Annotated in this window: 12 protein-coding genes; 6 read left to right on the forward strand and 6 right to left on the reverse strand. The window is 68.1% G+C overall.

What is annotated here, in order from left to right; genetic code table 11:
- The first annotated feature begins 7 nt into the window (after positions 1-7).
- Complete coding sequence (locus ACOI2T_RS32535; RefSeq protein WP_409504284.1) at positions 8-3,121, forward strand: heterodisulfide reductase-related iron-sulfur binding cluster; 3,114 nt, start codon at positions 8-10, stop codon at positions 3,119-3,121.
- Positions 3,122-3,195: 74 nt separating this feature from the next.
- Here the strand turns inward: ACOI2T_RS32535 and ACOI2T_RS32540 are convergent, their stop codons facing one another.
- Entirely contained in the window at positions 3,196-3,432 is a 237-nt protein-coding gene (locus tag ACOI2T_RS32540; RefSeq protein ID WP_085145399.1) for a hypothetical protein, read from the reverse strand.
- A 254-nt stretch (positions 3,433-3,686) separates the two neighbouring features.
- Here ACOI2T_RS32540 and ACOI2T_RS32545 point away from each other — a divergent pair, with 254 nt between their 5' ends.
- The 5 genes from ACOI2T_RS32545 (at position 3,687) to ACOI2T_RS32565 (ending at position 9,955) form a co-directional block, all read left to right on the forward strand.
- Entirely contained in the window at positions 3,687-4,961 is a 1,275-nt protein-coding gene (locus tag ACOI2T_RS32545) for a pyridoxal phosphate-dependent aminotransferase (RefSeq protein WP_067853401.1), read from the forward strand.
- 106 nt (positions 4,962-5,067) lie between these two features.
- Complete coding sequence (locus tag ACOI2T_RS32550; protein ID WP_409504283.1) at positions 5,068-6,297, forward strand: YibE/F family protein; 1,230 nt, start codon at positions 5,068-5,070, stop codon at positions 6,295-6,297.
- 42 nt (positions 6,298-6,339) lie between these two features.
- The gene (locus ACOI2T_RS32555) at positions 6,340-6,867 is read left to right on the forward strand and encodes a 2Fe-2S iron-sulfur cluster-binding protein (RefSeq protein WP_085145397.1); all 528 of its coding nucleotides are present in this window, start codon (positions 6,340-6,342) and stop codon (positions 6,865-6,867) included.
- Positions 6,864-7,856: an FAD binding domain-containing protein gene (locus ACOI2T_RS32560; RefSeq protein WP_409504282.1), complete on the forward strand. Its 993-nt coding sequence runs from the start codon at positions 6,864-6,866 to the stop codon at positions 7,854-7,856. The genes ACOI2T_RS32555 and ACOI2T_RS32560 overlap by 4 nt, the downstream gene beginning before the upstream one ends.
- Positions 7,853-9,955, forward strand: a complete 2,103-nt coding sequence (locus ACOI2T_RS32565; protein ID WP_409504281.1) for a xanthine dehydrogenase family protein molybdopterin-binding subunit — start codon at positions 7,853-7,855, stop codon at positions 9,953-9,955. Before ACOI2T_RS32560 ends, ACOI2T_RS32565 begins: the two co-directional genes overlap by 4 nt.
- Position 9,956: 1 nt before the next feature.
- Here ACOI2T_RS32565 and rfbA read toward each other — a convergent pair whose 3' ends face one another.
- From rfbA to ACOI2T_RS32590, 5 genes are read right to left on the reverse strand one after another with little or no spacing between them, the layout of a single operon-like run.
- Positions 9,957-10,820: a glucose-1-phosphate thymidylyltransferase RfbA gene (rfbA, locus tag ACOI2T_RS32570; RefSeq protein ID WP_409504280.1), complete on the reverse strand. Its 864-nt coding sequence runs from the start codon at positions 10,818-10,820 to the stop codon at positions 9,957-9,959.
- Positions 10,820-11,188 carry a nuclear transport factor 2 family protein gene (locus ACOI2T_RS32575; protein WP_409504279.1) on the reverse strand — a complete coding sequence of 123 codons (369 nt, stop codon included), beginning with the start codon at positions 11,186-11,188 and terminating at the stop codon, positions 10,820-10,822. Before ACOI2T_RS32575 ends, rfbA begins: the two co-directional genes overlap by 1 nt.
- A gap of 18 nt (positions 11,189-11,206) precedes the next feature.
- Positions 11,207-11,959 (reverse strand): maleylpyruvate isomerase family mycothiol-dependent enzyme, encoded by a 753-nt coding sequence (locus ACOI2T_RS32580; RefSeq protein ID WP_067853146.1) that lies wholly within the window; start codon positions 11,957-11,959, stop codon positions 11,207-11,209.
- 1 nt (position 11,960) lies between these two features.
- Positions 11,961-13,277, reverse strand: coding sequence for a cytochrome P450 (locus ACOI2T_RS32585; RefSeq protein WP_409504278.1), 1,317 nt, complete (start codon positions 13,275-13,277; stop codon positions 11,961-11,963).
- A gap of 39 nt (positions 13,278-13,316) precedes the next feature.
- A complete protein-coding gene (locus ACOI2T_RS32590; protein WP_409504277.1) occupies positions 13,317-14,699 on the reverse strand; it encodes a UDP-glucose dehydrogenase family protein in 1,383 nt (460 codons plus the stop codon).
- Positions 14,700-14,716: the final 17 nt, after the last annotated feature.

Below are 14,716 nucleotides of genomic sequence, written 5' to 3' on the forward strand. Positions count from 1 at the left end.
CGTTTCGGTGGAGAGTCTCGAACACACGCTCGTTCTGTCGCGGCTGATTCTCGGTGTGCTCGCCACGCTCGTCGTGCTGGTGTTCGCCGCCAAGCGCATCCTGTGGCTCACCAAGCTGATCAACTCCGGGCAAACGGTCGGCGACGAGCGCGGACGCAAGGACCACCTCGTCCAGCGCTTCTTGAACCAGAACAAGGAAGTCTTCGCCCAGTCGAAGCTCCTCAAGTGGTCGATCCCCGGCATCGCGCACTTCTTCACCATGTGGGGCTTCTTCGTCCTCGCCACGGTGTACCTCGAGGCCTACGGCGTGCTGTTCGATCCCGAGTTCCACATCCCGCTGGTGGGCCGCTGGCCGGTGTTGGGCTTCCTGCAGGACTTCTTCGCCGTCGCGGTGCTCGCGGGCATCATCGTGTTCTCGATCATCCGTATCCGCAAGAACCCCGAGCAGCTCGGTCGCGAGTCGCGGTTCTACGGCTCGCACACCGGTGGCGCCTGGCTGATCCTGTTCATGATCTTCCTGGTCATCGCGACCTACGCGGTGTTCCGCGGCGCAGCCGTCAACGTGCTGGGTGAGGACTTCCCGTACCAGTCCGGCGCGTTCTTCTCCGACGGCATGGCCGCGCTGCTGGCGCCGCTCGGACACACCGCCAACGTGTGGCTGGAGACGATCGCGCTGCTGGCCCACCTCGGCGTCATGCTGGCCTTCCTGCTGATCGTGCTGCACTCCAAGCACCTGCACATCGGCCTGGCCCCGATCAACGTCACCTTCAAGCGCCTGCCCGACGGCCTCGGCCCGCTGCTGCCGATGGAGCACAAGGGCGAGAAGATCGACTTCGAAGATCCCGCCGAGGACGCGGTGTTCGGCCGCGGCAAGATCGAGGACTTCACCTGGAAGGGCTACCTCGACTTCACGACATGTACCGAATGTGGCCGCTGCCAGTCGCAGTGCCCGGCGTGGAACACCGGCAAGCCGCTGTCGCCCAAGCTCGTGATCATGAACCTGCGCGACCACATGTTCGCCAAAGCGCCCTACATCCTCGGCGAGAAGCCGTCGCCGCTGGAGAGCACGCCCGAGGGCGGGCTGGGCGAAAAGGTGGGCGGCGAGAAGCACGACGAAGAGCACGCACACGCCCACGTTCCCGAGTCCGGCTTCGAACGCATCATGGGCTCGGGTCCCGAGCAGGCGCTGCGCCCGCTTGTCGGCACCCTGGAGCAGGGCGGCGTCATCGACCCCGACGTGCTGTGGTCCTGCACCAACTGCGGCGCGTGCGTCGAGCAGTGCCCGGTCGACATCGAGCACATCGACCACATCGTCGACATGCGCCGCTACCAGGTCATGGTCGAATCGGAGTTCCCCGGCGAGCTCGGCGTGCTGTTCAAGAACCTGGAGACCAAGGGCAACCCCTGGGGCCAGAACGCCAAGGACCGCACCAACTGGATCGACGAGGTCGACTTCGACGTCCCGGTCTACGGCGAGGACGTGGATTCGTTCGACGGCTTCGAGTACCTGTTCTGGGTCGGCTGCGCCGGCGCCTACGAGGACCGGGCCAAGAAGACCACCAAGGCCGTCGCCGAACTCCTGGCAGCCTCGGGCGTGAAGTTCCTGGTGCTGGGTACCGGTGAGACCTGTACGGGTGACTCGGCCCGCCGCTCCGGCAACGAGTTCCTGTTCCAGCAGCTGGCCGCGCAGAACGTCGAGACCATCAACGAGCTGTTCGAAGGCGTCGAGACGGTCGATCGCAAGATCATCGTGACCTGCCCGCACTGCTTCAACACGATCGGCCGCGAGTATCCGCAGCTGGGCGCCAACTACACCGTCGTGCACCACACGCAGCTGCTCAACCGGCTGGTCCGCGACAAGAAGCTGGTGCCGGTCAAGTCCACCGGCGGACCCGAGGTCACCTACCACGACCCGTGCTTCCTGGGCCGCCACAACAAGGTCTACGAGGCTCCGCGTGAGCTGGTCGAGGCCTCGGGCGTGACGCTCAAGGAGATGCCCCGCCACGCCGACCGCGGCCTGTGCTGCGGTGCCGGTGGCGCGCGGATGTGGATGGAAGAACACATCGGCAAGCGCGTCAACGTCGAGCGCACCGAAGAGGCGATGGACACCGCATCGACCATCGCGACCGGCTGCCCGTTCTGCCGCGTGATGATCACCGACGGTGTCGACGATGTCGCCGCGGCCCGCAACGTCGAGAAGGCCGAAGTGCTCGACGTGGCCCAGCTGCTGCTGAACTCGCTCGACAAGAGCACCATCACACTGCCCGAAAAGGGCACGGCGGCAAAGGAATCCGAGAAGCGGGCGGAGGCCCGAGCCGAAGCCGAGGCGAAGGCCGAAGCCGCTGCCGCACCCGCGGTCGAGGAGGAAGCCGCGCCGCAAGAGGCGCCGGCCGCGACCACCGCGGAAGCCAAACCGGTCACGGGTCTGGGCATGGCGGGCGCCGCCAAGCGTCCTGGCGCCAAGAAGGCCGCGCCGGCCGCCGAGGCATCGGCCGCACCGGCCGCGGCTCCGGTCAAGGGTCTGGGTATGGCCGGCGGCGCCAAGCGTCCCGGCGCGAAGAAGACCGCAGCCGCACCCGCGGCCGAAGCGCCTTCGACCGAGGCTCCAGCCGCACCGGCGGCACCCGTCAAGGGCCTGGGCATCGCAGGCGGGGCCAAGCGCCCCGGCGCCAAGAAGGCCGCTCCTGCCGCGTCCGCGGCCCCGGCAACCGCGCCCGAAACCGAGGCACCGGCCGCGGAAGCACCGGCCGCCCCGGTCAAGGGGCTGGGCTTGGCCGCGGGCGCGCGTCGCCCCGGAGCCAAGAAGACCGCCGCTGCGGCCGCTCCTGCCGCACCCGCCGCCGAGGCGCCTGCCGCCGAGGCACCGGCCGAGCCCGCCAAGCCCGAACCTCCGGTGGTCGGCCTCGGCATCGCGGCCGGTGCCCGCCGTCCGGGCGCCAAGAAGGCCAAGCCGGCGGCTCCCGCCGCGCCGGCTCAGCCCGCTGCCGAACCGGCACCGGCACCCGCTGCCGAACCGGCCGCTGAGCAGGCTCCGGAACCGGAAGCCGAACCGGCCAAGCCCGAGCCGCCCGTCGTGGGCCTGGGCATCAAGCCGGGGGCGAAGCGTCCCGGCAAGCGCTGAGCAAGCTCTGCACGCAAGCGGGCGGCCACTTCCGAGTCGGAGGTGGCCGCCCGCTTGTATGTCGGGCCGACGTGCTAGCCGCCGCCGTAGGGCGGCGCCTTCACGGCGGGCTTGGCCACCACGGGGGCGACCGTCCCGGTGTAGGTCACCGTGGTGGTCTCGCCGATCGTCATCGACCCACCGGACGCCACCACGGGCGGGCCTGCTTGTGCGCCACCGACCGCCGCGGCGATCACACCCATCGAAACGACGGCGCCACCCCCGAATATCGCCGCGATCGTATTGATGCGCAGCCCTGCGAATTTCGTCATTGCAATTCCAATCCTGTTCGTCGGGTCGATGCCCTCAGACGCCCCTGGCCTGGGGAAATCGTCGGCCATCTGCTGATTGGCAGCCATCGTCGCGCAACGCCGAACAGGCGCGCTGACCGGTCAAGGCAATCCACAGCCGCTTCGCACGCAAACCCCAGAATCAATTCGTATGCCAATTCCCGGCGGTCCGGGGAATGTGGTTATGGACACTTCAACAATCGGCAAATTCAAATTCAGTGGACGGTGATGAGACCATGGTGGACGTGACTACCCATCAGTTGCCGTGGCACACCACCGGGCACCACCCGAAGCCGCGTACGTTCGCCCAGTCCACGAAGCTGCAGGACGTCCTGTACGAGATCCGCGGGCCGGTACACGAGCACGCCTCACGGCTGGAAGCTGAAGGGCACCGCATCCTCAAGCTGAACATCGGCAACCCCGCGCCGTTCGGTTTCGAGGCCCCCGACGTGATCATGCGCGACATGATCCAGGCCCTGCCGTACGCGCAGGGCTACTCCGACTCCAAGGGAATTCCCAGCGCCCGGCGCGCGGTGTTCACCCGCTACGAGCTCGTCGACGGTTTCCCGAAGTTCGACGTCGACGACGTCTATCTGGGCAACGGCGTCTCCGAGCTCATCACCATGACCCTGCAGGCGCTGCTGGACAACGGCGACCAGGTGCTCATCCCGGCCCCGGACTACCCTCTGTGGACGGCGTCGACCTCGCTGGCCGGCGGCACCCCGGTGCATTACCTGTGCGACGAGACGCAGGGCTGGAACCCCGACGTCGCCGACCTGGAATCGAAGATCACCGAACGCACCAAGGCGATCGTCGTGATCAACCCGAACAACCCGACGGGCGCGGTGTACAGCCGCGAGACCCTGGAGCAGATCGCCGATCTGGCCCGCAAGCATCAGCTGATGCTGCTCGCCGACGAGATCTACGACAAGATCCTCTACGACGACGCCAAGCACATCGCCCTGGCCTCGGTGGCCCCCGATGTGCTGACCCTGACCTTCAACGGCCTGTCCAAGGCCTACCGCGTGGCCGGATACCGCTCCGGCTGGCTCGTCATCACCGGCCCGAAAGAACACGCGAGCAGCTTCATCGAGGGCATCAGCCTGCTGGCCAACATGCGGCTGTGCCCGAATGTGCCCGCACAGCACGCCATCCAGGTCGCGCTCGGCGGACATCAGAGCATCGACGACCTCGTGCTGCCGGGCGGCCGGCTGCTCGAGCAGCGCGACGTGGCGTGGGAGAAGCTCAACGAGATCCCCGGCGTGTCCTGCGTCAAGCCCGCCGGTGCGCTGTATGCGTTCCCGCGGCTGGATCCCGAGGTGCACGACATCCACGACGATGAGCAGCTCGTGCTCGACCTGCTGCTGCAGGAGAAGATCCTGCTGACCCAGGGCACCGGATTCAACTGGCCGACACCGGATCACCTGCGCATCGTCACGCTGCCGTGGGCACGTGACCTGTCCAGTGCGATCGAGCGGCTGGGCAACTTCCTGGCGAGCTACCGGCAGTAGGCCGGTGCGCCGAGAACACGCTTTCTGACAGGTTCGGCGTAGATCCGTCAGAAACCGTGGTCTCGGCGGTTCAGGGGGTCCCAGCCGTGCCCTCTACCCTGTCCGGGTGGCGCATTCGCATTCCCACTCGCATTCGCTGAGCGGCCCGTCTCCCCTCGGCCCGCTGGCCGCCAAGATCGTGGTCGGGCTGCTGATCGCCATCGGTGTCGCCGTGATCGCCGGAGCGGCTCTGCTGTGGCCGAGCCAGCAGAAGGTCGACATCCCGCTGCCGTTCCAGAACGCCGAGGGCGGCGCCGTGACGACCGAGGCCGGGCATGTGGTGGCCACTCGGGCGGCGAGCTGCGGTGACCAGTCGGTCGGCACGGTGTTGACGTCCGTACCGCAGCCCGCCGAGGGCGACAATGTCAGCTGCGTGCAGTCGATCATCTCGATCGATTCCGGCCCCAACGAGGGCGCCAACACGCTGCTGGAGTTCAGCGGCGGGCCGGGCCAGCCCAATCTTCTGGTGGGTGAGCACATCAGGATCACCCGCCAGGTCGACCCGACCGGCGCGACAACCTACTCGTTCTACGACTACGAGCGGAGCTGGTCGCTCATCGGCCTCGCGGTGGCGTTCGCGATCGTGGTGGTCGCGGTGGCCCGCTGGCGTGGGCTGCGCGCACTGATCGGCATCGTGGTCGCCTTCGTCGTCCTCGTGGTGTTTCTGCTGCCCGCCCTGCGCGACGGCGCCTCGGCGGTTCCGGTGTCGCTCGTGGCGTCGGCGGTGATCCTCTACGCGGTCATCTATCTCGCCCACGGCGTGAGCCTGCGCACCAGCGCGGCCCTGCTCGGCACGCTGACCTCACTGTTGCTTGCGGCGTTACTGTCTTGGGCGGCAATCGAATTGGCCCATCTGACGGGCCTGTCGCAGGAGGAGAACAACGCCGTCGCCACCTACCTGGGCAACGTGTCGATCACCGGCTTGCTGCTGGCCGGGTTCATCATCGGCTCGCTCGGTGTGCTCAACGACGTCACGATCACCCAGGCCTCGGCAGTCTTCGAACTCGCCGAGCACGGCGGTACGCGGCGGTCTGTCTTCGTCGGCGCCATGCGGGTGGGCAGCGACCACATCGCGAGCACGGTCTACACCCTCGTGCTGGCCTATGCCGGCAGCGCGCTGCCGCTGTTGTTGTTGTTCAGCGTGGCCAACCGGTCGCTGGGCGATGTGTTGACGAGTGAGAGCGTGGCCATCGAGATCGCCAGGTCCGCGGTGGGCGGCATCGCGCTGGCCCTGTCGGTGCCGTTGACGACGGGGATCGCGGCCGTGCTGGCCACGCCGCAGCACACCGCCCGCTGAGTCGCCACGTTTGGTCACCGGGGCCACGGGTACCCGGCGACCGTGAGCCAGCCCCGTCACGCGCACAGCACTGAAGTGACCCTTGAGGTCGACGGCACGAGCCACCGCCTGACCGTCGACAACCGCGTCACGCTGCTGGACGCCCTACGCGAGAGACTCGGCGCGACAGCCCCGAAGAAGGGCTGTGACCACGGCCAGTGCGGATCGTGCACCGTGCTGGTCGACGGCCGCCGCGTCACCACGTGCCTGACGTTCGCGGTCGCCGCGGACGGTGCACACGTCACGACGGCCGCCGGTCTCGGACACGGCGACGAACTGCATCCGGTCGCCCAGGCTTTCTACGACGAAGACGCGTTCCAGTGCGGTTACTGCACACCCGGCCAGATCTGCTCGGCCGTCGGGATGCTCGACGAGGCCAAGTCGGGCGCGCCGAGCTACGTGACCGACGACCTCGAGGTGACACCCGTGCTCACCGACGACGAGATCCGCGAACGGATGAGCGGCAACCTCTGCCGGTGTGCGGCGTACCCGAACATCGTCACCGCGATCGAACGGGCGGCCACGCAGTGAAACCCTTTGACTACCACCTGGCGACCAGCCCCGCCGACGCGGTGGCCACGCTGGCCGAACATCCCGACGCGGCGTTTCTCGCGGGCGGCACGAACCTCGTCGACCACATGAAACTCGGTGTCGCCGAACCGGATCTGCTGGTCGACGTCAGCCACCTCGACCTGGCCGAGACCGTCCTCACCGACAGCGGCGTGCGCATCGGTGCGAACGTGCGCAACAGCGACCTGGCCGCCGACCCGGTGATCCGCTCGCACTACCCGATGCTGGCCCGCGCGTTGCTATCCGGGGCTTCGGGCCAGTTACGGAACTCCGCGACCACGGCCGGTAACCTGCTGCAGCGCACCAGATGCGTGTATTTCCAGGACGTCACCACCCCGTGCAACAAACGCGAACCCGGTAGCGGCTGCTCGGCGCTCGGTGGCTATGTCCGCTACCACGCGATCCTCGGCGCGTCCCCGCAATGCATCGCCGTGCATCCGTCGGACATGGCGGTCGCGATGTCCGCATTGGACGCCCATGTCGTGGTACGAAACACCGAGGGCGAGCGGCGGATTGCGCTCGACGAGTTCTATCGGCTTCCCGGTGACGAACCACACCGGGACACGGTCCTGCAGCACGGGGAGCTCATCACGGCCGTCGAGTTGCCCGCTCCGCCACCGGACGCGGTTTCGGACTATCGCAAGGTCCGCGACCGGGCGTCGTATGCGTTCGCCCTGGTTTCGGTGGCCGCCGAGCTGTCGTTCACCAGCACGTTCCAGATCGGTTCGGCCAGAATCGCTTTGGGCGGCGTCGCGCACAAGCCGTGGCGTGCGCGTAAGGCCGAAGCGGTGCTGATCGGCGACCAGCCGTCCGACGAGGTCTTCGCCGCCGCGGCCGATGCGGAACTCGCGCAAGCAGAGCCGCAGCCGGGCAACGAGTTCAAGGTCGACCTCGCCCGCCGCACGTTGATCGCCCAGTTGCGCATGCTGACCGCACGGAGGCGGCCATGACCTTGCTCGAACCGCAGGTGATGGGACATGCGGTGGGCCGCAAGGACGGTCGCGCCAAGGTCACGGGCACCGCGCCGTACGCATTCGAGCAACAAGTCGATCACCCGGCGTATCTGCATCCGATCCAGGCCACCATCGCCCGTGGCCGCGTACTCACCATGGACACCACCGCGGCCCGCGATCTCGACGGCGTGCTCGACGTGCTGACGGTCTTCGACGCGCCTGAGCTGGCCGACGCCTCCGACGGCGAGCTCGCGATCCTGCAAGATGCCGACGTGCACTTCCGCGGCCAGCTCATCGGCGGGGTCGTCGCCGAGACCGCCGAGATCGCCAGGGACGCCGCGGCTCTCGTCGCGATTGAGTACGCGCAGGAACCGCACGATGTCGAACTGGCCGCCGACCACCCGCGCCTGTACACGCCGGAATCGGTCAACCCGTCCTATCCGCCCGACACCGACGACGGCGACGTCGAGGCCGCCCTGGCCGCCGCCGAGGTGACCGTCGACGAGACGTATACAACTCCCATCGAGCACAACAACCCGATGGAACCGCACGCATGTGTCGCCCGGTGGACCGCATCCGAGGGTCGGGCTGCCGTGACGCTGTACGACTCCACACAGGGCGTGCACGTGGTGCGCAAGACCCTCGCGCCGATCTTCGGACTCGAACCCGAGCAGATGCGGGTGATCGCCCCACACGTCGGCGGCGGGTTCGGGTCCAAGGGTGCGCCGCACGCACACGATGTCCTGGCCGTCATGGCCGCCCAACGCAGCGGCGGCCGTCCCGTGAAGCTCGCGCTCACGCGTCAGCAGATGTTCGCGCTCGTCGGCTATCGCACGCCCACCATCCAGCGGCTGCGGTTGGGTGCCGACCGCAGCGGGCGGCTCACCGCGATCGTGCACGACGTGATCGAACAGACCTCGGCGGTCAAGAAATTCGCCGAGCAGACCGCGGTGACCACGCGCAAGATGTATGCGTCGGCGAACCGGCGGACGTCGCACCGGCTGGCCGAACTGGACGTGCCGGTGCCGTTCTGGATGCGCGCACCGGGCGAATGTCCCGGCACCTACGCCGCCGAGGTCGCGATGGACGAACTCGCGGTGGCCTGCGATGTCGATCCGATCGAACTGCGGATCCGCAACGAACCCGACGTCGATCCGGAGTCCGGCAAACCGTGGTCGGGCCGCCACCTCGTCGAGTGCCTGAGAACCGGCGCCGACCGGTTCGGCTGGGCCTCGCGCGATCCGCGGCCCGCGAAAAGCCGTGTCGGCCAATGGTTCACCGGGACGGGCGTGGCCGCCGCGACCTATCCCGGCATGGCGATGCCCGGCAACTCGGCACGGATCAGCTACGGGCCGGAAGGCCACTACACGGTGCAGATCGGGGCGGCCGACATCGGCACCGGCACGTGGACGACGCTGAGCCAGATCGCCGCCGACGCGTTGGGATGCGACCTGGCCGCGGTTGACCTGCAGATCGGTGACTCGACCCTGCCGGAGGCGTCGGTCGCGGGTGGCTCATCGGGTATCACGTCCTGGGGTTCGGCGATCGTGGCCGCGGCCAAGCAATTCCGTGCCGATCACGGGGACCCGCCCGCCCTCGGCGCGACGACCGAGGCCCAGGCCCCGGAGAATCCCGACGCCGACAAGTTCACCGTGCAGTCCTTCGGCGCGCATTTCGTCGAGGCCCACGTCAACGCCGACACCGGCGAGATCCGCATACCCCGGATGCTCGGGGTGTTCTCGGTGGGCCGTGCCATCAACCCGCGCACGCTGCGCTCGCAGCTGATCGGCGGGATGACCATGGGCCTGTCGATGGCACTGCACGAGGAGAGTGTCCGTGACCCGCGCTTCGGCCACGTCGTCACGCAGGATCTCGCGACGTACCACATCAGCGCCCACGCCGATGTGGCCGACATCGACGCCATCTGGCTCGACGAGGCAGAGGAGCACTTCAACCCGATGGGCTCACGGGGCGCCGGGGAGATCGGCATCGTCGGCGCGGCGGCGGCCGTGGTCAACGCCGTCTACCACGCCACCGGTGTGCGGGTCCGCGACCTGCCGGTGACCTTGGACAAGATCCTCGCCGGCCTCCTCTGACTCAGCGGTCGAGCAGCTCCAAAAGGTATGCGCCGTAACCCGATTTGAGCAAGGTGTTGGCTCGGGCCGCCAGCTGATCGTCGTCGATGAACCCGACGCGCCAGGCGACCTCCTCGGGCACGCTGATCTTGAGGCCCTGCCTGCGCTCGATCGTGCGCACGTAATCGCTTGCGTCGAGCAATGAGTCGAACGTGCCGGTGTCCAGCCACGCGGTGCCGCGGGCCATCACCTCGACCGCGAGCCGGCCCTGGTTGAGATAGGCCTGGTTGATCTCGGTGATCTCGTACTCGCCGCGGGCCGACGGACGCAGTGACCGCGCGATCTCGATGACGTCGTTGTCGTAGAAGTACAGACCGGGCACGGCGTAGTGCGATTTGGGCGTCGCGGGCTTCTCCTCGAGGGACAACGCGGTGCCGTCGGCACTGAACTCCACCACGCCGTAGGCCGTCGGATCGGCCACCCAGTACGCGAAAATGGCTCCGCCGCTGACATTCTGGAACCGGCGCAGGCTCGTGCCCAGGCCCGGCCCGTAGAAGATGTTGTCGCCCAGCACGAGCGCGACCTTGTCGGTGCCGATGTGGTCGGCGCCGATCACGAACGCCTGCGCCAAACCGTCCGGGCGGTCCTGGACGGCATAGCTCAGGTTGATGCCGAAACCCGAACCGTCGCCGAGCAACCGGCGGAAGGCCGGGGCATCCTCGGCGGTGGTGATCACCTGGATGTCGCGGATGCCCGCCATCATGAGCGTGGACAGCGGGTAGTAGATCATCGGCTTGTCGTACACCGGCAGCAACTGCTTGCTGACGCCCATCGTGATCGGGTACAGCCGCGTGCCCGACCCGCCGGCCAGAATGATGCCACGCATCAGCCGGTGAGGTCCTGCTCGGTCAGATCGGTCGCGGCGAGCGCGGAAGCCAGCGTGTCGTGGCGGAACACCGACGTGACGTGGTCGCGCACGACGCGGAACGCCGACGCGCACGTGATCGTCTCACCGTCGGCGGTCGTGATGGTCTGCTCGGCGACGACGATCCCGTCGTGCACATACATCCGGCCGGGCACTGCGCTGGCGCCCACGGATTCGGCCCAGTCCCGCAGGGCCGCATGGCCCTGGGCGGCCCCGGCCTCGTCGCCCACCTCGATGTCGTCGCTCGACAGCGAGATCAAGGTGTCGAAGTCCTTCTCGTTGAGCGCGTCGTGCCAGGCGAGAACCGTTGCGATCTCCGATGTGGTCATGAACGAAACGTACGCCACTCAGAACGGCGTGCGCTCAAGCCATGCGTCCCATACGGCGGTGTCGCCGAACACTTCGAGGCCGAGATCGGCCGCGGTGCGGCGCCGGGTGGTCACCATCAGCAGGTCTTTGGCCGATCCACGCACCGCGGCGCTGCCCTTGCCGTGGTCGTGCGACCACCACACACCGTCCTCGTCGTTGACGACGGTCCACTCCCCCGTGGGCCCGAGTACGTCGTCCGTGGCGTGCAGGTGCACGCTCTGCCCGGACTCCAGCGGAACCCGGTGGTACTTCTTGGCCTCGATGCACACGCGTTCGAGCCATTCGCTGATCGCGTCGGCGGCGAGTTCCGGGTCCAGGTCGTAGTCCACACCCAACGCCATGGCGGCGTCGGCCCGGTGCACTGTCGCCTCGTGCAGACGTCGCCGGATCCACCAGCCCGCGGGTCGTGGCCCCAGAAAGGTCCACACCCGCGCGTCGGAGCCGACCTGATCGACGGCCTTGGCGACCAACGCGGCACCCGAGTTGAGCCATTCGATGGCGCCGTCGAGATCGTCGGGTGGCTTGCCGTCGCGTACGTCGCGAGGATCCAGCTCAGTAGACCGGCGGTCGGCGATTATTTGTGCAGCCCAACGGTTTCCGCGTCCCACATGACGGAAGAGCTGTTTCAACGTCCAATCCGGGCAGGTCGGAACGGGCGTTGCGGGATCGCCGGAGGCGATCAGCTCTCCGAAGGCACGGGTCTGGTCGAGCAGCGCGGCTCGGAAATCCACATCACGAACCTACCGCCGCGCGCGCCTTCCCGAGCGCGATCGGCAGAGTCGACCACCCGCGCAGCACTCGGGTGTCACGGCGGACCCCGTCGCCCGCCAGGCGCGCATCCGGATACCGCTCGAAGAACGCCCGCAGCCCAACCTCACCTTCGGCCCGGGCCAGCGCCGCGCCCAGACAGAAGTGCCTGCCGCCGGAGAACGACAGGTGCCGTCCGGCGTTGTCGCGTTCGATGTCGAAGCGGTGCGGGTCGGTGAACACGTTCGGATCTCGGTTGGCCCCGGCCAGATGGATGACGATCAGCTCGCCGCGTTCCACCCGCGTGCCCGCCACGTCGGTGTCGCGGGTGGCGACCCGGGCGCTCAGCTGCACGGGCGAGTCGAGCCGCAGGATCTCTTCCACGGCGGTGGGCCACAGATCCGGGCGCGCGGCCAGGGTGTCGAGGTGTTCGGGGTGCTCGAGCAGCATGCGGATGCCGTTGCCCAGCAGGTTCACCGTCGTCTCGAAGCCCGCCGCCAACACGAGGCCGGCCAGCGCCTTCATCTCGCGTTCGGTGAGCGGCTCGCCGGCCGCGCCCTCGTCGGAGGCCGTGATGATCTGGCTCATCAGGTCCTCGCCCGGGTTGCGGCGCAGCTCGCGCAGATGCCCGCCGAGCCAGTTGTCGAATCCGGCGATGCCCTCGTTGACCTGCTGATACTGGGCCCAGGACAGGCCGATGTCGAGACTGGGCGCCCCGAGCTCACCGAAGTGCAGGATGCGCGGCCGGTCGACCTCGGGCACCCCGAGGATGTCGCCGATCACCGCGACGGGCAGCTTCGAGCAGTAGCGGTCGACGATATCGACGGCGCCGGGATCGCTGCCGAGGCCGTCGAGCAGTTCGGTCGCGGTTTCCTCGACCCGATCCCGCAGCCGTTTCACGGCCCGTGTGGTGAACACCGAGGACACGAGCTTGCGCATCCGGGTGTGCTCGGGAGGTTCGATCGACAGCAGCGACGGCGGTTCGATCGGGTGCAGCATTCCGGTGCTGGTCTTGTCGATGACCCAGCGCAGCGGTTTCGGCAGGTTCGAACCGAGCGAGCTCACCCGGAATTCCTCCGAGCGCAGCAGGTCGTTGGCGACGCCGTAGTCGAACGTCAGCAGCACTGCGCGGCATCGGATCACCGGACCACGGTCCCGCAGCTCATCGGCGAACGTGGCCGGGTCGGCGCGGACCACCGGATCGGCGATCAGCCGGGCTTGCGGATCCCCGTGCCGCATCCCGATCGCGGACAAGCCGCGTACCACCCCGTGCAGGGCCAGCCAACGGATCCGTTCCCGCATGTGGCCGAGCCTACGACCGGCCCAGCTGTTCTACAAGTGTCAAACAGTGCTGTTGGCTTCGCGGAGAGGGCTGTTGGCCGCGCGGCCGAGCGCATACACGCGCCACCCCGCGCTCTCCCAGCGCTTCGTATCGAGGCAGTTACGGCCGTCCACAATGACTTTCGCGCGGACGGTATCGGCCAGGACGGCGGGATCGAGATCGACGAATTCGGCCCACTCGGTGAGCACGAGGACGGCGTCGGCGCGGTCACACGCCTCGACGACCGACGTGGAGTAGTTCAGCGTCGGGAACACGCGCTGCGAATTCTCCATCGCCTTGGGGTCGTAGACGTTGACCGTGGCGCCGTTGAGCTGCAGCATGCCCGCGACGTTGAGGGCGGGCGAGTCGCGCACGTCGTCTGATTCGGGTTTGAACGCCGCGCCGAGGACGGCGATGTTGGAGCCCAGCAGAGATCCGCCGCAGACCCGCGTGGTCAGCTCGACCATCGCCGTGCGCCGGCGCATGTTGATGCTGTCGACCTCCCGCAGGAACGTCAGCGCGTGGTTCGCGCCGAGTTCGCCGGCGCGGGCCATGAATGCGCGAATGTCCTTGGGCAGGCAGCCACCGCCGAAGCCGAGGCCCGCGTTGAGGAAGCGGCGGCCGATGCGCGGGTCGTAGCCGAGCGCGTCGGCCAGCAGCGTCACGTCGGCGTCGGCGGCTTCGCACACCTCCGAGATCGCGTTGATGAACGAGATCTTGGTGGCCAGAAACGCGTTCGCCGAAACCTTGACGAGTTCGGCGGTCTGCAGATCGGTGACCAGGAACGGCACGCCGTCGTCGAGTAGCGGTGCGTACAGTTCGCGTACCGCCGCCTCGGCGCGTGAGTCTTTTGTCCTCCTCGCGTGCGGGCCTGAATCCTTCTGCACCCCAACAACGATCCGGTCCGGGTGCAGCGTGTCGTGCACGGCGAAACCTTCGCGAAGGAACTCCGGATTCCAGGCCACCTCGACGTCGACATCGGCCGGGGCCAGCCGCCGGGCCCGCTCCGCCAGGTCGGCGGCCGTGCCGACCGGCACGGTGGACTTGCCGACGATCACGGCCGACCGGCGCAGCGCCGGTACGAGCGCGTCGACGACGGCGTGCACGTGCCGAAGGTCGGCGCCGTACTCGCCCTTCTTCTGCGGGGTGCCAACGCCGAGGAAATGCACATCGGCGAAGTCGGCGGCCTCGGCGTAGTCGGTGGTGAACCGCAGCCGGCCCGCGGCGAGGTTGTCGTTCAACACTTTCCGCAGGCCCGGTTCGTAGAACGGGATATCGCCCGCGGCGAGCTTGGCGACCTTGCCCGGGTCGATGTCGACCCCGATCACCTCATGGCCGAGTTCGGCCATGCCTGCCGCATGTGTCGCGCCCAGATAGCCGGTGCCGAAGACGGTGCATCGCATACTGCCTCTATAGGCAG

It is taken from the genome of Mycolicibacterium wolinskyi str. Jessa 2025 (assembly GCF_049241375.1).
Lineage (GTDB): Bacteria > Actinomycetota > Actinomycetes > Mycobacteriales > Mycobacteriaceae > Mycobacterium > Mycobacterium wolinskyi.